Source organism: Paraburkholderia largidicola (assembly GCF_013426895.1).
GTDB lineage: Bacteria > Pseudomonadota > Gammaproteobacteria > Burkholderiales > Burkholderiaceae > Paraburkholderia > Paraburkholderia largidicola.
Genome location: NZ_AP023175.1, coordinates 766912 through 788881, shown reverse-complemented (window position 1 = coordinate 788881; position 21970 = coordinate 766912). Strand labels below are relative to the sequence as shown.

General features: G+C 60.9%; 22 protein-coding genes. 13 read left to right on the top strand and 9 right to left on the bottom strand.

From position 1 onward, the window contains the following. Positions 1 to 73 precede the first annotated feature (73 nt). On the bottom strand, positions 74 to 634 hold the full coding sequence (locus PPGU16_RS20210; protein WP_180724550.1) for a response regulator: 561 nt from the start codon (positions 632 to 634) through the stop codon (positions 74 to 76). Positions 635 to 647: 13 nt separating this feature from the next. Continuing rightward, on the bottom strand, positions 648 to 1589 hold the full coding sequence (locus tag PPGU16_RS20205) for a LysR family transcriptional regulator (protein ID WP_180724549.1): 942 nt from the start codon (positions 1587 to 1589) through the stop codon (positions 648 to 650). Between the two features lie 190 nt (positions 1590 to 1779). On the opposite strand from PPGU16_RS20205, the gene PPGU16_RS20200 reads away from it, so the two are divergent. From PPGU16_RS20200 to PPGU16_RS20180, 5 genes are all read left to right on the top strand, one after another. Continuing rightward, the gene (locus PPGU16_RS20200; protein ID WP_180724548.1) at positions 1780 to 2916 is read left to right on the top strand and encodes a 4-hydroxybutyrate dehydrogenase; all 1137 of its coding nucleotides are present in this window, start codon (positions 1780 to 1782) and stop codon (positions 2914 to 2916) included. A 116-nt stretch (positions 2917 to 3032) separates the two neighbouring features. Further along, a complete protein-coding gene (locus PPGU16_RS20195) occupies positions 3033 to 4355 on the top strand; it encodes an MFS transporter (RefSeq protein ID WP_180724547.1) in 1323 nt (440 codons plus the stop codon). A gap of 48 nt (positions 4356 to 4403) precedes the next feature. Then, entirely contained in the window at positions 4404 to 5606 is a 1203-nt protein-coding gene (locus PPGU16_RS20190; RefSeq protein ID WP_180724546.1) for an alpha-hydroxy acid oxidase, read from the top strand. Positions 5607 to 5621: 15 nt separating this feature from the next. After that, the gene (locus PPGU16_RS20185; protein WP_180724545.1) at positions 5622 to 6410 is read left to right on the top strand and encodes an SDR family oxidoreductase; all 789 of its coding nucleotides are present in this window, start codon (positions 5622 to 5624) and stop codon (positions 6408 to 6410) included. Positions 6411 to 6513: 103 nt separating this feature from the next. Then, positions 6514 to 8100 (top strand): aldehyde dehydrogenase (NADP(+)), encoded by a 1587-nt coding sequence (locus PPGU16_RS20180; protein ID WP_180724544.1) that lies wholly within the window; start codon positions 6514 to 6516, stop codon positions 8098 to 8100. A 76-nt stretch (positions 8101 to 8176) separates the two neighbouring features. Here PPGU16_RS20180 and PPGU16_RS20175 read toward each other — a convergent pair whose 3' ends face one another. The 3 genes from PPGU16_RS20175 to PPGU16_RS20165 all read right to left on the bottom strand — a co-directional run bounded on the left by PPGU16_RS20175 (position 8177) and on the right by PPGU16_RS20165 (position 10406). Further along, positions 8177 to 8515, bottom strand: coding sequence for a BON domain-containing protein (locus tag PPGU16_RS20175; RefSeq protein ID WP_180724543.1), 339 nt, complete (start codon positions 8513 to 8515; stop codon positions 8177 to 8179). Between the two features lie 113 nt (positions 8516 to 8628). Continuing rightward, complete coding sequence (locus PPGU16_RS20170; protein WP_180724542.1) at positions 8629 to 9315, bottom strand: type 1 glutamine amidotransferase domain-containing protein; 687 nt, start codon at positions 9313 to 9315, stop codon at positions 8629 to 8631. Between the two features lie 80 nt (positions 9316 to 9395). Continuing rightward, complete coding sequence (locus tag PPGU16_RS20165) at positions 9396 to 10406, bottom strand: SDR family NAD(P)-dependent oxidoreductase (RefSeq protein WP_197986848.1); 1011 nt, start codon at positions 10404 to 10406, stop codon at positions 9396 to 9398. Positions 10407 to 10562: 156 nt separating this feature from the next. Between PPGU16_RS20165 and PPGU16_RS20160 the strand changes: the two genes are divergently transcribed. The 5 genes from PPGU16_RS20160 (at position 10563) to PPGU16_RS20140 (ending at position 15768) form a co-directional block, all read left to right on the top strand. Beyond that, the gene (locus tag PPGU16_RS20160; protein ID WP_180724541.1) at positions 10563 to 10982 is read left to right on the top strand and encodes a GlcG/HbpS family heme-binding protein; all 420 of its coding nucleotides are present in this window, start codon (positions 10563 to 10565) and stop codon (positions 10980 to 10982) included. Positions 10983 to 11102: 120 nt separating this feature from the next. Continuing rightward, positions 11103 to 12158, top strand: a complete 1056-nt coding sequence (locus tag PPGU16_RS20155; protein ID WP_180724540.1) for an NAD(P)-dependent alcohol dehydrogenase — start codon at positions 11103 to 11105, stop codon at positions 12156 to 12158. A gap of 218 nt (positions 12159 to 12376) precedes the next feature. Beyond that, positions 12377 to 14116, top strand: coding sequence for an FAD-dependent oxidoreductase (locus PPGU16_RS20150; protein WP_180724539.1), 1740 nt, complete (start codon positions 12377 to 12379; stop codon positions 14114 to 14116). A 70-nt stretch (positions 14117 to 14186) separates the two neighbouring features. Further along, the gene (locus PPGU16_RS20145) at positions 14187 to 14486 is read left to right on the top strand and encodes a putative quinol monooxygenase (protein WP_180724538.1); all 300 of its coding nucleotides are present in this window, start codon (positions 14187 to 14189) and stop codon (positions 14484 to 14486) included. Positions 14487 to 14754: 268 nt separating this feature from the next. Further along, positions 14755 to 15768 carry a helix-turn-helix transcriptional regulator gene (locus PPGU16_RS20140; protein WP_180724537.1) on the top strand — a complete coding sequence of 338 codons (1014 nt, stop codon included), beginning with the start codon at positions 14755 to 14757 and terminating at the stop codon, positions 15766 to 15768. Between the two features lie 72 nt (positions 15769 to 15840). Here the strand turns inward: PPGU16_RS20140 and PPGU16_RS20135 are convergent, their stop codons facing one another. From PPGU16_RS20135 to PPGU16_RS20120, 4 genes are all read right to left on the bottom strand, one after another. Next, complete coding sequence (locus PPGU16_RS20135; RefSeq protein WP_180722662.1) at positions 15841 to 15984, bottom strand: hypothetical protein; 144 nt, start codon at positions 15982 to 15984, stop codon at positions 15841 to 15843. Between the two features lie 14 nt (positions 15985 to 15998). Beyond that, entirely contained in the window at positions 15999 to 16997 is a 999-nt protein-coding gene (gene cydB / locus PPGU16_RS20130; RefSeq protein ID WP_180724536.1) for a cytochrome d ubiquinol oxidase subunit II, read from the bottom strand. 44 nt (positions 16998 to 17041) lie between these two features. Next, entirely contained in the window at positions 17042 to 18436 is a 1395-nt protein-coding gene (locus tag PPGU16_RS20125; RefSeq protein ID WP_180724535.1) for a cytochrome ubiquinol oxidase subunit I, read from the bottom strand. Positions 18437 to 18723: 287 nt separating this feature from the next. Next, positions 18724 to 19257 carry a response regulator transcription factor gene (locus tag PPGU16_RS20120; protein ID WP_243460641.1) on the bottom strand — a complete coding sequence of 178 codons (534 nt, stop codon included), beginning with the start codon at positions 19255 to 19257 and terminating at the stop codon, positions 18724 to 18726. A 135-nt stretch (positions 19258 to 19392) separates the two neighbouring features. Here PPGU16_RS20120 and PPGU16_RS20115 point away from each other — a divergent pair, with 135 nt between their 5' ends. The 3 genes from PPGU16_RS20115 (at position 19393) to PPGU16_RS20105 (ending at position 21967) form a co-directional block, all read left to right on the top strand. Then, positions 19393 to 20070, top strand: coding sequence for a response regulator transcription factor (locus PPGU16_RS20115; protein WP_180724534.1), 678 nt, complete (start codon positions 19393 to 19395; stop codon positions 20068 to 20070). Positions 20071 to 20413: 343 nt separating this feature from the next. Continuing rightward, complete coding sequence (locus PPGU16_RS20110; protein ID WP_180724533.1) at positions 20414 to 20905, top strand: DUF3331 domain-containing protein; 492 nt, start codon at positions 20414 to 20416, stop codon at positions 20903 to 20905. A gap of 45 nt (positions 20906 to 20950) precedes the next feature. Next, positions 20951 to 21967: an aldo/keto reductase gene (locus PPGU16_RS20105; RefSeq protein ID WP_180724532.1), complete on the top strand. Its 1017-nt coding sequence runs from the start codon at positions 20951 to 20953 to the stop codon at positions 21965 to 21967. Positions 21968 to 21970 lie beyond the last annotated feature (3 nt).

The window sequence follows — 21970 nt, the reverse complement described above, 5'->3', positions numbered from 1 at the left end:
CGCCATGAAGCTGCGCCGTGCGTTTTCGCAAATCGATGCTTGTGACTACCGGGCGACGCATTGCACACGCGGCTCAAGGTGTGCCGATCAATTTCTGGACCCAGTTCAATATGACTTGCGATTCAACCGGCTTCTCCAGATAGGCGAGGGCGCCGTTGGCCAGCACCAGGGCTTCGTCTCGTGCGTTCGGAAAGCCAGTAATGAACAGGGTAGGCGGCGCGCATCCCTGCGAGATCAGATGCGCGTGCATCTCGATGCCCGTCATCTCCGACATGGTCACATCTGAAATCAGGCACCCCGTTCGGGACACGGCGCCGGACGAAAGATAGGCGGCGGCGGATTCGAAAGACAGCACCGACCATCCCAGCGACCGTATGAGATTTTCGGTGGCCTTGCGGACCGATTCGTCGTCTTCGACTATGGAAACGAGCGCGCCAGGAGTCACGTGATCCCCCTGAGTCACCTCACGGGCGAATACGCGGCACCCTTGTGAGTTATCAATTGGCTTTCGATACTCAGGGTAATCCGTGCGGAAAGCACGCGACAACCATACCTTGGTATAAAAACCATTGTGCGAGGCGACGAAGCGCGAGTCAGAAAGGTGAGGAGCGGCAAGCGTGCGCGGTTGCCGCATGCAGATGGCCGTGTCATCCGGCCGCCGTCGTGCTTCTGGAAATCATTAGCTGATCCATGAGCAGGCGCGCGCCGGGCGAGAGGGGCGCGCCTTTTCGTGTCACCAGTTCATAGGGTTCGCTGCGCGAAGCGAGCTTGAGTGGAAGACTGCGCGTCATGCCGTGACGCGAGAAGAACTGCGCGACATCGATCGAGACCAGCGCGACAAGCGAAGGATTGTTCTGCAGCAGCGTCAGCGTGGCGAAAATCGAAGTCGTTTCCAGCAGGTGAAGCGGAAAGCGAATTTCAGCGTCGCGGAACTCGCGTTCCAGTAGCAGCCGCATCGGCATGTTCGCGCGATACACCACCCACCGATATTCGGCGAGTTCCTTCAACGTGACTTTCTTCGCGCGGCCAACGGGATGATGGATATTCGCAATCACGGCCAGCGTCTCGTCCTGCAACTGAACGCTTTCGTACAACTGCGGCGTCTGACTGATCGTGGTGCGGCAGATGGCGAGATCGAGTCTGCCCGCATCGATCTGGCTCAACAGCGTAGCGCTCGTGTCTTCGACGATCTCCACGGACATTTCCGGATGCCGCTCGACGAGCGCGGAGATCGCGTCGGTCAATAACGGCACGGCGCCCATGATCACGCCGACCGCGACACGGCCTCCATGCCCCCTCAGGATGCCGACGATCTCCTCGCGCAGATGAGCGAGATCCGTGTGAATGAGCCTTGCGTACCGGATCACGCAGTGACCGACCTCGTTCGGTTCGAGCCCCCGGTTCGTGCGATTGAACAATGCCGTGCCAAAGGTGGTTTCGATTTCCTGCAGCGCCTTGCTCGCGCCCGGCTGCGTCAGCGCCACCTGTTTGGCCGCTTGCAGCAGCGAGCCGTGATCGCCTAGCGCAATCAGCAGCCGCAATTGCTTGAGATGCAGCCGCGAAACGATGGAGTTCAGTGATGGCGTCATCTGGGTTGAGGAAAAGTTATATCAGTATCAAATGTTCTCAATTTCGCCATGTCGCCTGGCTACCTATACTGAGCCTCAACAGAACTGTTAATTCAGGCGAAAACAGGGTAAATGCGGATAGGCAAACCGGCGTCCCGCAGTACCGATTCGTTCCTCGCAACCGTTTCAACTATAACTGAAGCTCATTTCCATGTCTCTGATCAACTACATCACGCAGATTCAGTTCGAGTCTGGCGCTGTTCGCTTGCTGAAAGAGGAATGCGAACGCATCGGTATTCGTCGTCCTCTCGTCGTGACGGACAAAGGCGTCGCAGCGGCGGGCATCGTCGATATCGTTCTCGATGCGCTGGCCGATACGCCCGTTACCGTGTTCGACGGGACGCCGCCCAATCCCAATGAGGCTGCCGTGCGCGAGGCGGTCGCAGCGTACCGGCAGGGCGCATGCGACGGCATTGTCGCGGTTGGCGGCGGTTCGTCGATCGATCTTGCAAAGGGTGTCGCCGTCTGTGCGACGCATGATGGTCCGCTGCAAAGCTTTGCCGTGATCGAAGGCGGTGCCGCGCGCATCACGGCGAAGACGGCACCCGTCATCGCCGTGCCGACGACAGCGGGCACGGGCAGCGAAGTGGGCCGTGGCGCGATCCTCATTCTTGACGACGGGCGCAAGGTCGGGGTGATTTCGCCTTATGTGGTGCCGAAGGTGGCGATCTGCGATCCCGAACTGACACTGGGTTTGCCGCCTGTATTGACGGCCGCCACGGGCATGGACGCCATTGCGCATTGCCTCGAAACCTTCATGGCGCCCGCGTTCAATCCACCTGCGGACGGCATTGCCCTCGACGGCTTGTGGCGAGGATGGCAGCACATCGAACGCGCGACGCGTCACCCCGACGACCGGGTTGCGCGCATGAACATGATGAGCGCGTCGATGCAAGGGGCACTGGCTTTCCAGAAAGGTCTGGGCTGCGTGCACAGCCTGAGCCATTCGCTTGGCGGCATCAACCCGCGCCTGCATCACGGCACGCTGAACGCGATCTTCCTGCCCGCCGTCATCGAGTTCAACAAGGAGTCGGCTTCGGTGCGCGACGAGAACAAGCTGGAGCGGATGGCGAAAGCGATGGGCGTGGGCAGTGGCTCGGAAGTCGCCTACGCGTTGCGCGCGATGACGAAACGTCTCGGCTTGCCGACGGGCCTCGCGGAACTGGGCGTCACTCGCGAGATGTTCCCGCAGATCATCAAGGGCGCGCTCAAGGACCACAGCCACAAGACGAACCCGCGCGTGGCATCCGAGGACGACTACCACGCGATGCTGGAGGCGTCGCTGTAACGCGTCAAGAACCCTGCACGAGGGCTTGATGGCAACGCATGACCTCGCGCGTGGCGGATTTCAGTAACGGATATGCCGCACAGACGGCAACCAGCAAAACTAACGGAGACATGTCCATGCAGGCAAGCAAAAAGCTTCGGCGGATTCAACGCATATCAATCCTTTTCCTCACGCTAGCCGGTTGCATCAACTACCTCGATCGAAGTGCGCTGTCGGTGGCGAACAGCATGATTCGCGGCGAGATGGGACTGACGGCATCGCAAATGGGTCTGCTGCTTTCGGCGTTTTCGCTCGCCTACGCGTTTTGCCAGTTGCCCGTCGGCGTCTTGCTCGACAGGCTCGGTGCGCGCCTGATGCTCGGCGCAGGCATGCTGGCGTGGTCGATCGCGCAATTGTGCGCGGGCTTCGTCGGCAACATCCAGCAATTCTTCGTGGCGCGCGTGTGTCTGGGTATCGGTGAAGCGCCGCAATTTCCCGCTGGCGCGAAAGTGATCGGCGAGTGGTTCGCCGTGCGCGATCGCGGCACGCCGACGGGCATCTTCGTGGCATCGAGCACGATCGGGCCGGCGCTCGCGCCACCCATATTGACGGGCCTGATGCTGGCCCTGGGCTGGCGCAACATGTTCATCGCGACGGGCGTGCTGGGCGTGCTGGTTGCGCTTGGCTGGTATGTCGCGTACCGCAATCGTAACGACGTCCAGCTGACGCGCGAAGAAGACGCATACCTGGATCAGGACAGCGCCGGACAGGCAAATGCGAAGCCGCTCAGCGGCGTGCAGTGGCGCAATCTGTTCAGCCAGCGCACGACGTGGGGCATGCTGTTCGGATTCATGGGCGTGATCTACATGGTGTGGCTGTATCTGACCTGGCTGCCTGCGTACCTCGAACACGAGCGCGGCATGAGCGTTGCGCGCACTGGCTGGGTCGTGTCGATTCCGTACTTCGTGGGGACGATCGGTATGCTGGGCAGCGGCTATATCGCCGACAAGCTTTATCGTCGGGGCATGGCGCCGATCACCAGCCGCAAGTGGCCGATTATTGTCGGGCTGGTTGGTGCTGCCGTGTTTACGGTTCCGGCTGCGTTGACGCCTTCCGCCTGGCTCGCGATCGTCTACATCTCGCTCGCCATGTTCTTCATCAACCTGGCTTCCGGCGGCGCCTGGTCGCTCGTCAGCATCGCGGCGCCGAGGCATGTTGTCGCGTCGCTGGGCGGCATTCAGAACTTTGGCGGCTTTCTCGCGGGGTCGGCTGCGCCCGTCATCACGGGCGTCGTGGTGGATCGCACGCATTCTTTCGTGAATGCCCTGATTGTCAGCGCCGTTGTCGCGCTGTTCTCCGCGTTTGCTTATCTTTTGATGGTGCGTCGTCCCATCGTGGTCGAGGAAAGCTCGCAGGGTCTTCCCTCCGCGACGCTCGCTTCGGCTCACCACGCCGAATGATGCGTGCGTTCGGGCCGATTTCGTTCATTGCCAGTATCCGGAATTCACATGCCGCACATCACCTGCGTTGAAGATTTGCGCCTGCTTGCAAAAAGGCGCGTGCCCAAGGCGTTCTACGATTATGTCGACAGCGGTTCGTATTCGGAGTCCACGTACCGTGACAACACCGCTGCATTCCAGCACCTGAAGTTGCAGCAGCGCGTTGCGGTCAATGTCGAGCGCCGCAGTACCGCCAGCACGATGATCGGCCAGCCGGTCGCGATGCCAGTCGCGATTGCGCCGACCGGTCTCGCCGGCATGCAATGGGCCAACGGCGAAGTGCTTGGTGCGCGCGCGGCGGAGCGCTTTGGTGTGCCGTTCACGCTGTCCACGGTCAGCATCTGTTCGATCGAAGAGGTCGCGCGCAACACGACCGCGCCATTCTGGTTCCAGCTTTACGTGATGCGCGACCGTGGCTTCAACGCGTCGCTCATCGAGCGCGCGAAGCTGGCGGGATGCTCGGCGCTGGTCGTCACACTGGACTTGCAGATCAATGGTCAACGGCACAAGGACATCAAGAACGGTATGACCGTTCCGCCGCGCCTGACGATGAGCAACATTCTCGACTTTGCGTCGAAGCCGGGTTGGATGCTGCGCGCCCTGTCCGGTGCGAAGACCTTCGGCAACCTCGCCGGGCATATCAAAGGCGGTAACGATGTGATTGCGATCAGCAAATGGGTCGCTTCGCAATTCGACCCGACGCTCAGTTGGGACGACATCGCCGAGATCAAGCGTTTGTGGGGCGGCAAGCTGATCCTGAAAGGCATTCTGAACGCGGAGGATGCGCGCATTGCGGCCTCCGTCGGTGCGGACGCAATCGTCGTGAGCAATCACGGCGGGCGCCAGCTGGATGGCGCGCCCTCCACCGTCGATGCGTTGCCCGCCATCGTCGACGCTACAGGCGACGCAGTGGAAGTCTGGATGGACGGCGGCATTCGCAGCGGCCAGGACGTCATGAAGGCGCTTGCATCAGGCGCAAAAGGCACGATGGTGGGCCGCGCGTTCATGTATGCGCTGGGCGCAATGGGCGAGGCGGGCGTCGAGCGGATGCTGCAGATACTGCACAGCGAACTGGACGTGAGCATGGCGCTCTGCGGCGTGCGCGAAGTGAGTGAAATTGGCCCTCACACGCTTTTTCAGCGCGCTTCGAACCGGCCGGCGACAACGCATGCGCGTGAGTCGTTCGAACACGCTATTCCCGAAATGATCTGATTGGAGAGCACAAGAATGGATCTGGATATTCAAGGCCGCTGGGCGCTTGTTTGCGCAGCGAGCAAAGGCCTCGGCAAAGGATGTGCGCAGGCGCTCGTGCGTGAAGGCGCGAACGTGGTGATTACGGCTCGCGGCCGCGAAGCGCTGGAAGCGACCGCGCAGGAGTTGCGGCAAATCAATCCCGGCGTGCAGGTGATTCCCGTTGCGGGCGATATCACCACACACGACGGGCGTGCGCAGGCGCTGGCCGCCGCGCCGCGCTTCGATATCCTCGTGAACAATGCGGGCGGGCCGCCCCCGGGCGACTTCCGTTCGTGGTCGCGCGACGACTGGATCGCGGCATTGGACGCGAACATGCTGACGGCTATCGAGCTGATCAAGGCGACCGTCGACGGGATGGCGGAGCAGGGCTTTGGACGGATCGTGAACATCACGTCGGGCGCAGTGAAAGCACCCATCGACGTTCTCGGTTTGTCGAACGGCGCGCGCTCGGGGCTCACGGGCTTCATTGCCGGCATCGCGAGACAGAAGCGCATTGCCGAACGCAACGTGACGATCAATAACATGCTGCCGGGGCTGTTCGAAACGGACCGGTTGCGTCAATCGACGGATGCTGCCGCGAAAGCGCAAGGCAAACGCTACGACGATGCGCTGGAGGCCAAGCGCCTGACCATTCCCGCAGGACGCTTCGGTACGGCGGAGGAATTCGGCGCATTCTGCGCATTCATCTGCAGCGCAAAGGCGGGCTATCTGACCGGCCAGAACATCCTGCTGGACGGTGGCGCGTACCCGGGCACGATGTGAGCCTGCGACGCTTCGTCAGAGCCGGACGCGTCGTGACGGTGTCGCGGCGCGCTCATTCACATTCCGGCGTGTGAAAGTCCGCACGCTAATTCAAGGAACCGACATGAATATCGCAGGCAATCTTCTGATTGGTCACTCGATGGTGCGTGGCAATCAAGGCACGTCGTACGCCATCGATGCCGCTACGGGCGAGCAAATGGAGCCCGCATTCGGCGGCGCTAGCCAGCAACATCTGGATGCCACTTGCGCACTGGCGTGGCAAGCGTTCGATATCTACCGTGAGACGTCGCTCGAACCGCGGGCACAGTTTCTCGAAAGGATCGCCAGCAACATTCTCGATCTCGGCGATGAACTGATCGAGCGATGCGTGCGGGAGTCGGGTCTGCCGCGGGCGCGCATCGAAGGCGAACGTGCCCGCACAGTTGGCCAGTTGCGGATGTTCGCCGACGTCGTGCGGGACGGCGATTTCGTCGGCGCACGCATCGATCCGCCGCAACCCGACAGGAAGCCGCTGCCTCGTGTCGATTTGCGGCTGCGCCATATCGCGCTCGGACCGGTTGCCGTGTTCGGCGCGAGCAATTTCCCGTTGGCGTTTTCGGTTGCCGGCGGCGACACGGCTTCGGCACTCGCAGCCGGTTGTCCCGTGATCGTCAAGGCGCATTCGGCGCATCCCGGCACGTCGGAACTCGTCGGCATGGCGGTCCAGCAGGCCGTCAAGGACTGCGGCATGCCCGAAGGCACGTTCTCCCTGCTGTTCGGCAGCGGCCGCGAGATCGGCCAGGGGCTCGTGCGCGATGCGCGTATCAAGGCGGTGGGCTTCACAGGGTCGCGAGGCGCGGGAACCGAACTGATCGCCATCGCGGCCGAGCGGCCCGAGCCGATCCCTGTATACGCGGAAATGAGCAGCATCAACCCTGTCCTGCTGTTTCCTCACGCAATGCAAAGTCGCGGCGATGCGATTGCACGTGCGTTCGTGCAGTCGCTCACATTGGGCGCCGGGCAATTCTGCACCAACCCTGGCCTCGTGCTCGCCGTGGACGGCCCCGCGCTCGACGGGTTCATTCGTGCAGCAGCGGCGGCGCTCGGCGACGTGCAGGCCGCAACCATGCTGACGCCGGGCATTCACATGACGTTCGAACGGGCTGTCGCCACGTTCGCCGGGCATCCGGATGTCGTCACCGAGGCTCGGGGCGCTGCGCCGACATCGCAAAGCCAGGGTCAAGGCGCGCTTTTCTCGACCACGGACGTTGCGTTCCGTGAACACGAAGCATTGAAGGAAGAAATCTTCGGATCGTCTTCGCTGGTCGTTCGCTGCCGCGATCTGCAATCGATGCTGGAACTGGTCGAGTCGCTGGAGGGGCAGCTCACGTCGGCTTTACATATCGACGAGGAAGATCATGAAGCGGTGCGCCGCTTCTTGCCCGCTCTCGAACGACGTACGGGCCGGATACTGGTGAATGGTTTCGGCACAGGCGTGGAGGTCGGACATGCGATGGTGCACGGCGGCCCGTATCCGGCCACAGCAGATGGGCGTTCGACTTCCGTCGGCAGCCTGGCGATTCAACGCTTCTTGCGGCCCGTCAGTTACCAGGACTTGCCGGAATCGTTGTTGCCGGAGGCCCTGAAAACGTCGAATCCGCTTGCGATCAACCGGCGCATCGACGGCAAGATTTCGCTGGCGCAGCGATAAACGCGGCGCGCGATCGACCGCGCATCGCATGTGCCGATGCGCGGTCGGTTTCTACCGTCGTTTTCAGGCTGGCAGCCTAGCCGTTGCCACCATGAAAGAGCGAGAGCTTGTTATTCACGGATGTCACGCCTTGCACGGTCTTCGTGACCTCTTCGGCCTGCTGGATCTGCTCACCGGTTTTCACCGTGCCGCTCAATGTCACGGCGCCGCCTCGCGCACGGACGAATACGCCCGACACGTCGAAACCTTGCGCCTTGGCGAGCGCGCGGCGCACTGCCTTGCCGAGTGCGCGATCGGCCGGTGTCGCCTTCTTCGATGCATGCGTGGCTTGCGAGTCATCCGTTTGTGCATGGGATGCGACGGGTACGCTCATCGCAATGCCTACCAATAATGCACACAGCAGTCGCTTGTTCATTCTGGCCTCATTTCAAGGTTGAGTGGGGCGTGACGCGGTGTCTAATATTGCACACTTTTTCGCGAAGTGCGCGCCTGACAACGACGCCACGACAGATCGCAGCCACGCACGCGTTATTTCCCTTTGTTCAATTTCGCCAACAGCGCCTTTGCAGCGGGTCCTGAAGACGCCGGATTCTGTCCGGTAAGCAGCAGCCCGTCTTCACGCAGATACGGTTGCCAGTCAGGCCCCTTGCTATAGATGGCGCCTTTGGCCTTCAATTCATCCTCGACCAGAAACGGAACGACCTTCGTCAGTCCGACTCCTTCTTCCTCGCCGTTGGTGAATCCTGTCACCTGTTTGCCTTTGACGAGCGGCGTCCCGTCGGCTGCCTTCGCATGACGAAGGACGCCGGGAGCATGGCAAACGAGCGAGACGGGCTTGCCGGCGGCAATCGTACTTTCTATCAGGGCGATCGAGTCGGTATCTTCAGCAAGATCCCACATCGGGCCGTGTCCGCCAGGGTAAAACACGGCGTCGAATGTATCGTGCACGATGCCTTTGAGCACGGCGGTGCTTGCCAGATCGGCCATCGCATTGCTGTCCGCCTCGAAACGGCGGGTTTGATCGGTTTGATTCGCGGGCTCGTTACTCTTGGGATCGATCGGCGGCTTGCCGCCCTTGGGCGAAGCCAGCGTGATCTGCACGCCGGCATCCTTGAAAACATAGTAGGGTGCGGCCAGTTCTTCCAGCCAGAAACCCGTCTTGCGGCCGGTGTTGCCTAGTTCGTCGTGCGAGGTCAATACCATCAGGATCTTCATGTGATTCTCCTTGGTGTGCAGGTACGAGCATTGAATACCCAATACATGGGCCAATCGTTGCGGTCCGGAATACGGCCGCGTCAGACGGGGATATCCGCAGCCGCGTTGGGATAACGCGGATACCAGTTGTTCTTTACGCCCAGTGTGCGAACGTCATATTCGACATCGCCGTCATACCGCGGCGCGTATCTGGCGAATGCCGCCTCGATCTCCCGCCAGCGCGCCTTGATCCGGACAAGGTTGAACGCGTGCGAAACGATGTAGAACTCGCCGGCTTGAATCTGCTTCATCACGACTTCAGCATACGCGTCCGTGTCCATGCCTTCCTGGGTTTCTTTTGCGAGGTCGGAGCGCACGAGCCCCGGGCAAATGAGCGCAACGTCGATGTGCTTTGGCAATTCCTCTCGCAATGCAACTGTCATCGCGAGTACGCCATGCTTGCTGACGACGTATCCCGCGCCTTCGGGAATTGCATTGAAGAAGGCGTTCTCCGAGCCGACGTTGTAGATCGCCGCTGGTGTTTCCTGTTTCAGAAAGCGTTTGCCGAACACGGACACCCCATTCCACACGCCGAAAAGATTGACCGCGAGCACGGCGTGCACGTCTTCGGGTCTGGCGTCGATGACGGTCGACGGTATGGGGCCGACACCGGCGTTGTTGACGATCACGTCGACATGACCGAATTTCTCCCAGGCGAAATCGGCCAACGCCTCGACCTGTTTCCGATCGGTCACGTTGCATTCGAAAGTCTCTATCCTGGTTGCGACTTTAGACAGCGCCTCTGCGGCATGCGCTAGCCGTTCTTGCTGAATGCCTGCGATCAGGAGCTGCGCGCCTCGCTTCGCGAATTGCCCGGCGAGTGCGAATCCGATGCCAGTGGCGCCGCCTGTGATGACGACGACCTTGCCATTGAAATCCTGCATAGCATGTTCCTTACGATGGAGAAGGAGAGGCCTTTCATTCTGCTCCGTGAATCGAGGTCCTCTCTTTCGAGAAGCATCGTTAGTTACCAGTTCGCACAGTTGATCCAGAAGAACTGCATTCGGGAAGCAGGTAGCGCCGCAAGGACGCACTCGACGTCGTGTTCGCACGATCTTCCAATCCGCACGTGCACCCGACGTGGTTCTTTCGATTCCGTTAGCGTCGTGACTAAGCGAGGTGTCATGCGCAAGGGCGGGACGGGAGAGCGTCGTCCGAGGCTCCTGATCAGGCAGGTCGAATCACGATCACATTGCGACGAGGATGAAATGCCACGTACGTACAACAGTTTGACGCTCGAGGATGCGAAACACATGCTGTCCGCGGCGGAAGCGAAGGCAACGAGTCTCGGCATTGCGTACAACATCGCAGTGGTCGACGCGGGCGGTCATCTATTGGCGTTTATTCGCCAGGACGACGCGCTTATCGGCAGCATTGACCTGGCGATCGACAAGGCAGTGACCGCAAGGATCTTCGACAAACCGACGTCGGACCTGGCGGCGCTTGCGCAATCGGGCAAGCCGCTCTTCGGTATTCAGGAGAGCAATGCGGGAAAAGTCGTGATCTTCGGCGGCGGTATTCCCGTGGTGATCGATGGAAAGATCATCGGCGCGGTGGGCGCCAGTGCGGGGACCGTCGAGCAGGACATCGACGTGGCCGAAGCCGCGCTCGCCGCGCTCGCCCGCTGAATTGCGATTCGTGACGAGCCATTCGAATTCTGGATCAGGGCGCTTGCGAGCGAGTGGACGACCTTCAATCACGCCTCGCAAGTGGTTGAGTGACGTAGCAACACCGGAAAGGAAACGCATATGAAAGCAGCGCGCATGCATGAATATGGGAAGCCTCTCGTTCTCGAAGACATCCCGGTTCCGGACACCAAACCGGATGAAATCCTCGTCGAGGTCAAGGCATGTGGAATGTGCCGCTCCGATGTCCAGTTGATCGACGGGTATTTCCGCAAGTACGCCGATATCCCGACGCCTATCACGCTCGGACACGAGATAACGGGTGTGATCAGCAAGATTGGCGACATCGTTCCCGAGGCGGCCGGGTTCAAGCAGGGCGATCATGTAGTCGTTGCACCTGGCTGGGGCGATGGTATCTGCCGTCATTGCCAGATCGGCAATACGCACATTTGCCCTAACGTACGGTGGCCGGGGTTTGGACCCGTTGGCGGTTTCGCGGAGTTTCTGCCTGTGCCGGCGCGCTATCTGATCAAGGTCGATCAACGCCTTCCCTTTGAAACGCTCGCGCCGCTGACGGATGCGGGCCTCACGCCCTATCGCGGCATCAAGAAGCTGCGCGATGCGGGTGCCTTGGGACCTGACCGCGTGATGGGCGTGTTCGGTATCGGTGGGCTTGGGGGCTATGCGGTGCAGTACGCCAAGATACTCGGCGCGGGCGCAAAGATCGTGGCACTGGCGCGCAATCCCAACAAGCTCGCCGTCGCGAAGGAGTACGGAGCGGACTACATCATCAACATCAAGGGGAAGACGTCGGGCGATATCGCCAAAGAACTGAGCCAGGCCACGGGACGAAACGATATCGACGCGGCCATCGATTGCGCGGGTGCCCCCGAGATGGTACAACTCGCGATGAGCCTGCTGTCCATCAGCGGTCACTATGCGGACGTCGGTCTGGTGGGCGATCGCATCGATATACCGCTATTTCCCCGGGTTTCCCGCGAGCAGACCTTGCACGGCTCGTTCTGGGGCAACAATACCGACCTGAGCGAAGTGATGGCGCTTGCCGCGGAAGACAAGATCCAGCACACCGTTGAAACTTTTTCCTTCGACAAACTCAACGAGTACATCGACCGGTTGAGAGTGGGCGAAGTGGTCGGCAGAGCGGTGATGAAGTTCTGATCGCGGTCGCGCGGCATCGTCGTTTTTCGGTGTTCGAGGAGAGCGGCTATGGGAGAGCGCTTTCGCATCGGCCTGCGTGAGTTCGTCAATGCGCAGGCCGTCTGCGTGATGGCCGTTCCGTGATTCGCCCGGTTTCTGGAGACGCGCACGTGGACAACGATCAAGACTCAAAGAGTGGACTGCCGCGTTCAACCGGAGGCCTGCCATGGGGCGACGTCATGCGCGATCTATCGGGACCGCAGCCAGAAGAGTTGCGCGACCCGAACTTCCATTACGTCAATCCGGTTGAATCCGACGGCACAGCCTCGGTGCTGTCGAGCGGAACGGAACAGATGTTCCCGTATTTGCCGGAACGGGAAGTCGAAAGGACGCGCCCATTCGGCAAAGAGACGCAGTGGGCGGCGGGACAGGTGATGTTCACGATGGGGCACCCGGCTCCCGGCCTCGTCGTCATGCTGAAGGGTTTCGTGCGGGTGATACGGCGTGATGCGATGGGCCGCGTGCACCGCATCTTCGAGTATCGGGCGGGCCAGTTCCTCGGCGAAATCGCGCAACTGTTCGGCCATCCTTGTCTGGGCGATGGCATCGTCGTCGAAGATACGACTGCAATCGTGATCCAGTCTCTGGATCTGCGCAGACTGCTGGTGATGGAAGCGGAACTCGGCGAGAAGATCATGCGCGCGCTGATCTTGCGCCGGCTCGGACTCATCGAACGTGGTAGCGGTCCTGTGCTGATCGGAGATTCGAGCGATGCGCGTCTCATCTCATTGCAGGATCTGCTGCGACGCAATTCGTATCCTTATACGCTGATCGATGCACGCGAAGATCCCGATACGGTTGAGTTGCTGCAACGCATTTCAGCAACCAAGGCTGACTTTCCGATTGTGGTCTGCCCGGACGGGACGGTGCTGCGCGCGCCGGACGAGAACCGTGTGGCGACGGCGCTTGGCTGGTTGCCGGACTTCGATCCGGATCATGTCTACGACACCGTCATCGTCGGCGCTGGCCCTGCCGGTCTCGCCGCGGCGGTGTATGCCGCATCCGAAGGGCTGTCGGTTGCGATCTTCGATAGCTGGGGGCCGGGCGGCCAGGCCGGCACGAGCGCGAGAATCGAAAACTATCTGGGTTTTCCGGCGGGCATTTCTGGTCAGGCGCTAACGGGGCGCGCGTTCATGCAGGCGCAGAAGTTCGGCGTGCATATCTCGATTCCCACGCGCATCAACACGCTCTGTTGCGACTGCATGCCGCTCGAGGTCGAACTCGAAGGCGGGCGGCGTGTCGCTTCGCATACGGTCGTGATTGCGTCCGGTGCGGCTTATGTGCGCCCATCGATCGCCGGCCTCGAACGGTTGACCGGCCGCGGCGTATTCTTCGGCACGTCCCCCGTCGAGGCGAAGCTGTGCAGAGGGCTGGAAGTGGTGCTGGTCGGCGGCGGGAACTCTGCCGGACAGGGCGTCGTGTATCTCGCGTCGCACGCCGAACACGTGCATCTGCTGATACGTGGGCACCGTCTCGAAGAACATATGTCCCAGTACCTGATCGACCGGATCACGGGACTCGCCAATGTGACGCTGTACACGGAAACCGAGGTCGTGTCGTTGACGGACGATTCCGCGGGCTTGTCGGAAGTGAACTGCAAAGGGCCGCGCGGTCCGCTCTCATTCAGCGTAAGACATCTCTTTCTGTTCACGGGTGCTCAACCCAATACGCGCTGGCTCGAGGATTGCAGCGTAACAACCGATGCGAAAGGCTTTGTGCTCACGGGTGCAGAGGCACGCCCAGGGTACGATGATGGAACCCACACGCTCGAAACCAGCGTGAACGGCGTGTTTGCAATCGGCGAGGTGCGCTACGGCTCCATCAAGCGCGTGTCGGCGGCTGTCGGCGAAGGAGCGGCCGTGGTCGCGCAGATTCACGGCGTGCTGGGCGAACGCAGGGCGCGCGCCAAAGCCAACTGAAGTTCTGGCCGATCCCGTTCGAAGAAGTCTGGGAATGAATGTTCATGATCCGTTTAAAGGAGTCGGTTAAGTGACCTCAAATGTCAAGATCGTCGCTATTCTCACGGCGAAGGCGGGGCGCGAAGTCGAGCTGGATAAATTGCTGCGCGGCATGACGTCGCCTTCGCGTGCGGAACCCGGCAACCTGCGCTATGACCTGTGGCAGGACGTGGATAATCCAGGCCGGTTCGTGCTCGATGAACTCTATAAAAATACCGATGCCGTGGCCTCGCATCGCGCGACGCCCCATTTCCAGAACTACCTCTCCCAGATCAACGATCTCGCAGAACGCACTGCGGTCGTGGTGCATTCGGTCGATGTATCGGATTGATCCGCGATAGTCGTGGCGGCGAGTGGCGCGTCGTCAATGAGCGCACGGGCGCCGCGCCTCCTACCTATACCTTGGTTTAGGGTGCGGAAGGTTCTGCTGCGCCACTCGATACTGCCGTAGACTACCCGCCCCGATGCCGGAGCGCTATCGTGTAACCGTGTCCCGGCGGTCAGCCAGCACGCTGCGGACGCACACGCGAGACACTCCGGGCCGCTACGGCATGGAGTACCTTGACGCTAACCTGCGGGCGAGAGTAGGGGGAAAGTCCATGCACGAATCAGTTGCCATCGATCGCTGCGGCGAGTCGACGACATTCGCTTCGTATTCGTTCCCGGTTGCAGAGAATCCGTTAGACGAGTCGGGTGACGAACGCGCAAGCGCCGCGCCGCAAGCGGGATTTCAATTGCGCAACGGGACCGATGCAAACCCGGTCTGGTTTTCGGTATCGAGGTGGACGAGCGAAGCGCCGAGAGTATGGAGCACCCATGTCGACCATGAACGCATGCTGGTGGCCCTGTGCTTGCGTCAATCGTTGGTGATGGTGTCGTCCAACGGAAACCAGGTTTATGACGGCGTCATCGATCGGGGCGCGGCGCTGATCGTGCCGCCGGGCTCGGAGCTTCGCGGCACGTGCCACACGCCCGCCGATTTTCTCTACGTCTATGTACCGTCGCACTGGCTGGCAGCGTGGCTCGACGACGACGCGGGCGAATCGAACGTCACCTCGCTGTTGACGGCCGCGCCACTGCACATCCGGGACACGGTCGTCATCAAGCTCACGGCCACGCTGTTGCGCGCGCTGCACGGCAAAGCATTGACCAGTTCGATGTACGCGGACGGGATCACGGTTTCCATCCTCGCGCGATTGCTGGAAATTGTCGTTGCTCGCGCATCGGTCAAGCCGGCGCGCGGATCGTCGGTATCGCCGCTCGAGGCCTGGCGGGTCAAGATAGCGATCGACTTTATCGATCAGAGAATCGACGTGGGCCTGACGCTGGCGGAGTTGGGCGCCGCCGTCGGGTTATCGCCGATGCATTTCGCCGCACGTTTTCGCGCGGCAACGGGGACGTCACCCCATACGTTCATCTTGCGTCGGCGCATCGAGCACGCCCAGACGCTGCTTGCCACGACGACCTCGACCGTCGCGGATATCGCGTTCAGCGTCGGGTTTCGCACGCAAGCTCATTTCACGACCGTTTTCCGGCGGCACGTCGACGATACGCCGCACCGCTGGCGTGCGAAACATGGGGCGATCGAAAGCACGATGTCCCGGGGCGCATGACATTGCGCGTTCTTTCGAAAGCACCATGAAAACAGCCTTTTGCGATTCGGGATCGCAAAAGGCTGTCGCTGTTCAATGATGCATCGACGCGGCGACAAGAAAATGAAATGGCATTGCGAGCAGCATCGTGCCTCCAAAGCCGACTAGCCAGAGTATGACGAACCACATCATGCGCTTGCCAAATGTCGACTGAGGATCGGATGGAGTCTTTGACATGGCTGAATACTCCATTAATGATATTGGCTCCCCGCTTCGACTTTGCCGCGGAAGATCCAGTAGCCCGCCGTCGTATACACAATGATGATGGGAATGATGATCACGGCGCCGACCAGAGCGAACAGCTGGCTGGAACGAGGCGAGGCCGCGTCCCAGAGCGTGACGCTATTGGGAATCGCGTAAGGCCAGATGCTGACCAGCAGACCGATATACCCGAGCAAGATGAGTACGAGGCTCAAGATGAACGGAGTGGTTTCATGGCGGCGCCTGACTGCGTGGAACATCGCCAGCGCAGTGATCGCTACGAGAACAGGGATGGGATACAGCCTGTAGCGGAACGACGAGCTGAACCATCGTGAGGCGATTTGCGCGTCGGTCAGCGGCGTCCAGACGCTGACGGCAAGGATGAAGCCGAGCAAGGCGAACGTGAGCGGCCAGACGAGTGCACGCAGGCGTTCCTGCAGGTCTCCGTCTATCTTCATCACCAGATAGGTCGCGCCCTGCAGCGCGTAAGTCACCATCAGACCCATTCCCGTGAAGAAGCTGAAAGGCGTGACCCAGAAGAACGGGTCGCCGGAGAATATGCCGTCTTTCACGGGGATGCCCTGAAGGTACGCACCCAGAATCACGCCCTGGAAAAATGCAGCGCCTGCCGATCCGCAGATGAACGAAAGGCTCCAAAGGTTCTTCGTTCGATTCGCCTTGCCGCGGATTTCAAACGATACGCCGCGAAATATCAGGCAGACCAGCATGAAGATGATGGGCAGATAAAGTCCCGACAAGGCAACCGAATAGACCATCGGGAAGGCGGCGAATAACGCGGCGCCGCCTAGCACCAGCCAGGTTTCGTTGCCGTCCCAGACGGGCGCAATGCTGTGCATCATCATGTCTCTCTCGCTGTCTGCCGGGAAGAACGGAAAGATCATTCCGACGCCGAGATCGAACCCATCGAGGACGATGTACATAAACAGACCGAGGGCGATGATGGCGGCCCAGATCACGGTGACATCCATGGCAATGCTCCCGAAGCTGCGAATAGTGTTGTGTGCCGGATCGGCTATTCGGTTGCGGCGGCAAGCGGACGCCGCCCACTCGCATTCGCAGATTCCTCATGCGTGGGAGGCGACGCGGGGTGTTCCGCCGTGCCCGGTCCAGCCTGAATGAGCTTGAGGATGTAATAGATGCCGGTGCCGAACACCAGGAAGTACACCATGATGAAAATCAGCAGCGACACGCCCGCGCTTTGCGATGTCACGGGCGATACCGCGTCTTTGGTGCGCAGCACGCCGTAGACGACCCACGGTTGCCGTCCCGCCTCCGTTGTAATCCATCCCGCAATGAGAGAAATGAGGCCCGTCGGCCCCATGACTACCGTGAGCCACTGATACGCGCGAAATTCGAAGAGCTTTGCACCGCGCCGCGACAGTGCGCCGGCGATCGCAGTGAGGATCATCAGGATGCCGAGTCCCGCCATGATGCGGAAGGTCCAGAAGATCAGCGACGAATTGGGACGGTCCTCTTTAGGAAATTCCTTGAGTCCGCGAATTTCACCATCCCAGCTATGCGTGAGAATCAGGCTGCCAAGGTGGGGAACCTTGATTGCGTAGCGCGTCACTTCCGCCTGCATGTCGGGAAAGCCGATCAGGTTGAGCGACGTGCCGCCTTTTTCCGTTTCCCATAGCCCTTCGATCGCGGCGATTTTGGCGGGCTGATAGTGGCGTGTATTCAGGCCATGCTGATCGCCGACGAACGCCTGGATCGGCGCGAGAAACAGCAGCAGCCACAGCGCCATCGAGTACATCGTTTTCACTTCGGGATCGCGCCGGCCACGCAGCAGATGCCATCCTCCCGTCGCGGCGACGATCAGGGCAGCCACGATAAATGCGGCAATCGTCATATGCGCGAGGCGGTACGGAAACGACGGGTTGAAGATGACGGCCAGCCAGTCGACGGGCACCACATGTCCCTTCTCGACGATGAACCCTTGTGGCGTTTGCATCCAGCTGTTGGACGCGAGAATCCAGAACGTCGAGATCAGTGTGCCGACCGCGACGAGCAGCGTCGCGGCGAAATGCCCTTTCGGTCCGACTTTCTCCCAGCCGAATAGCATGATGCCGAGAAATCCCGCTTCGAGAAAGAAAGCTGTCATCACCTCGTAAGTAAGGAGTGGACCGGTGATCGGCCCGGCGAATCGCGAAAAGCCAGACCAGTTGGTGCCGAACTGATACGCCATCACGACGCCGGACACCACGCCCATCCCGAAGCCGACCGCGAAGATTTTCGCCCAGTAAACGCACAACGACTTGTAGTGCGGCTTGCCTGTTTTCAGATAGCAGGCTTCGAGGACGGCGAGAAAGCTCGCGAGTCCGATACTGAGCGCCGGAAAGATGATATGAAAGGACACCGTGAAGGCAAACTGCAGCCGTGACAGATCGAGCGCATTGGCATCCATCGTGATCACCTTTAGAGCGGCGCACGGGCCTGAGGGTGGCTCCGCCGCCTGGTTCTCCGTAGGACGGGAGTGAGCCGCGCAATAGCGGCGCCGCTGGTCCGTCGTCTCGATGCCGCAACACTAACGCGATCCTGTCAGCGAGGGAAATAGTACCCCGGTATGCTGGGAATCCCGCGCGGCGTCACTACCCTATACTCAGGTATAAATCTTTGCCAGCAAGCTCCCGCGCACACGGTTGCGCAGCGTCGGGCGGCGCGAGCACGCATGTTGCATGCGGCATCTTCGGACTACGGCGCGCCGATCGCCAGTTGGACTTGTGCCAGCATCGTATTCGCATCGACGGGCTTTTCGAGGTAGGCGAGCGCGCCATTGGCAAGGACGATGGCTTCGTCCTGAGCGTTCGGGTACCCCGTGATGAAGATGGTAGGCGGCGCGCAACCCTGCGAGATCAGCAGCGCGTGCATCTCGATGCCGGACATGCCCGGCATGGTCACGTCCGATATCAGGCATGTCGTTCGATACACGGCGCCTGAAGCGATAAACGAGTCAGCGGAATCAAAAGCAAGCACGTCCCATCCCATCGACCGGATGAGATTTTCGGTTGCCTTTCGAACCAGTTCGTCGTCTTCTACTATGGAAACGAGCACGGCAGGATTCACGGGATTCCTCGGACTGACCCCACAGGCGAACCCGCGGCAACGCTGTGGGGTGTTTGATTTTCTGAATTCAGAATAATCTGCCGGGAAAAGGCCGATAACCATACCTTGGTATAAAAATGCGGTCCGTGGCGGGTCGGCGCGCCGCGAGCGGGTGCGACCCATGTCGAGCTTCGGATACGGGCAGCCGCTACAATAAGGGCGATATGCAGGGCTGCGCGACTGAACGCGGCCACCCAGCAGGCCGAGGACGAGGCGGCGCCCTCCGACAATGGTCTGGACTCGTTGAGGGGAAGTCGGATGACCACCACGATGCGGTCGACGCCGGTACGCGACGACGGTTCACTCCCGCCGTCGGCGGTGTATATCATCGACGACGATGAGGATATGAGGCAATCGCTCGGTAGCCTCCTTCGCTCGGTTGGGCATCGCGTGGAAGTGTTCAGTTCGCCGGCCGAATTTCTCGACTTCACGCGGGAGAACATTCCCAGTTGCCTGATTCTCGACGTCAGACTACGCGGCGAAAGCGGGCTGGCTTTCCAGCAGTCGATTGCGAAGATTGCGCCGCACATTCCCATTCTGTTCATCACCGGCTATGCCGACGTCGAGATGTCCGTCAAAGCGATGAAAGCGGGCGCAATGGATTTCTTCTCCAAGCCGTTCCGTGAACAGGACATGCTCGATGCGGTCGCACAGGCGCTGCGGCGTGACGCGGAGCGCCTCTCGGTGGAGTCGTCCACGGCCGAGTTGCGCGGGCGGTACCAGTCGTTGACGCCGAAAGAGCGCGAGGTGCTGGAGTTCGTGCTCGCGGGGCTGCTCAACAAGCAGATCGCCGACGAAATGCACGTCAGCGAAATCACCGTCAAGCTGCATCGTGGACAGTTGATGCGCAAGATGGGTGTGCGTTCCATTGTCGATCTGGTTCGCCACGCCCAGGTTCTCGGTGTCAGTCCCCGCCCGCACACACGTCGCGCCTGACTGACCTGTCCGCGCTTTTTTTCGCGGTTCGCACACTTCACCTCGCGTCGCGTTCGCGCCGAACGCAATCCGCTCACGACCTCGAATGACCGCGCGTCGCTGCATGACGCGGGCCGCGCCGCGCGCAGTGCTGACGCCGCGCCCATCTGTGGCCCGACCCACCCTAAACAAAGGTTTAAGGTCTCACAGTTTCGATGATGAGCCGCAACCCTTTGTAGGGCTGGTCCGTCGCGTTGCGCGCGGCTATCTTGAGTTGGCCGCATCTGCTCCCGCCGATTGCAGACCCTGAAATCGCGGACGGAGTACCCGGTGCGGACATGGCAAGTGTCGAAAGGAGGCGTAAATGCTGCTAGAAGCAAACCTCGACGATCCGTGGACTCGAACGATCAATCTGCTGTCTTTGCCCGCGGGTTCGCAATTCGCTTTTGAAGAGTTGTTTGATCCTGCTGTGACGCGCAGGGCTCCCGCCGACGTCAGTGGGCCCGCATGGGAGCCCGCGGTGCGTGTCATCGATCGTCCCAGCCCGCTGAGCGTCACGCTCGATTGGCGGGACGCAACGAAGTGCTGTTATCGCGAGCAACTCTGGGTGGCCGCGCGCGCTCGCGTGGCGGGCCGCTGCGCGATGAGCGGCGAACCGATCGCACCCGGCGACGAGATCTTCCGGCCGCGCCCTGCGCGACCCGCACCGCGCAACGTCAACGCGATGATTCTCGCCTCGGCCATTGAAGCTTGCGCTGCGGGCTTGCCTCGCTCCGACGAACTGCGTTGCAAGATCTGTCCGGAAGCGCTCGCGTTCATGCACGTCCGCGAGCCCGTTCTGGACGATGCCCGCTAGGCGTGCGCGGCAGGACGTTGGGTCACCCCAATTTCAGGAGTTACTATGAGTATCCGAAGCAGTTTGCTGAATGGTCCATTGGGCTTTGGCGGTGCGCCTTTGGGCAATATGTTCACCAATATTCCCGAGGAAGTCGCCTTGCAAACGGTCGAGGCGGCATGGCAAGAGGGCGTGCGCTACTTCGACACGGCGCCGTTTTATGGTGCAGGGCTATCGGAGCTGCGCGTAGGCGAAGCATTGTCCCGGCATCCACGCGACGAGTACGTGCTCAGCACGAAAGTTGGCCGGATCATTCTGGACGAGGTCGAAACGGGCGGACGCGATTTCGGCGAGAAGGGCGGACTGTTCGAATTCGGCAGGCCGAATCGCATCGTGTACGACTACTCGGAGAGCGGCACGCTCAAGTCGATCGAAGATAGTCTCAAGCGGCTCAAGGTCGATCGGCTGGACTTCGTTTGGGTCCACGATATTGCGCAGGACTTTCATGGCGACGCATGGCTCGCGCAGTTCGAGATCGCGCGAACGGGTGCTTTTCGTGCACTGGCGCGACTGCTCGACGAGAAAGTGATCAAAGGCTGGGGGTTGGGCGTCAATCGCGTCGAGCCGATCGAGCTGACGCTCGGACTGTCCGAGTCGCAGCCCAATGGCATGCTGGTGGCCGGCCGCTATTCGTTGCTCGATCACGAGGTGGCGCTGGAGCGCCTGATGCCTGCAGCGGAAAAGAAGAAAGTGGACATCGTCGTCGGCGGCCCATACAGCTCGGGTGTGCTGGCGGGTGGGAGCCATTTCGAGTACCAGAAGGCGTCGCCCGACATTCTCGCGAAGGTCGGCAAGATCAAGGCGCTGACGCAACGCTTCGAGATTCCGATCAAGGCCGCCGCCTTGCAGTTCGTGCTGGCGCATCCGGCCACTGCGGCCGTCATTCCGGGCGCAAGCCGTCCCGAGCGTATCGCGGAGGATGTCGCCGCGTTGCGCGTGAACATCCCGGGCGGTTTCTGGGAGGAGATGCGCGAGCAAGGACTCGTGTCGCCGCGCGCGCCGCTGCCGATCGACCGCAAATAGGAG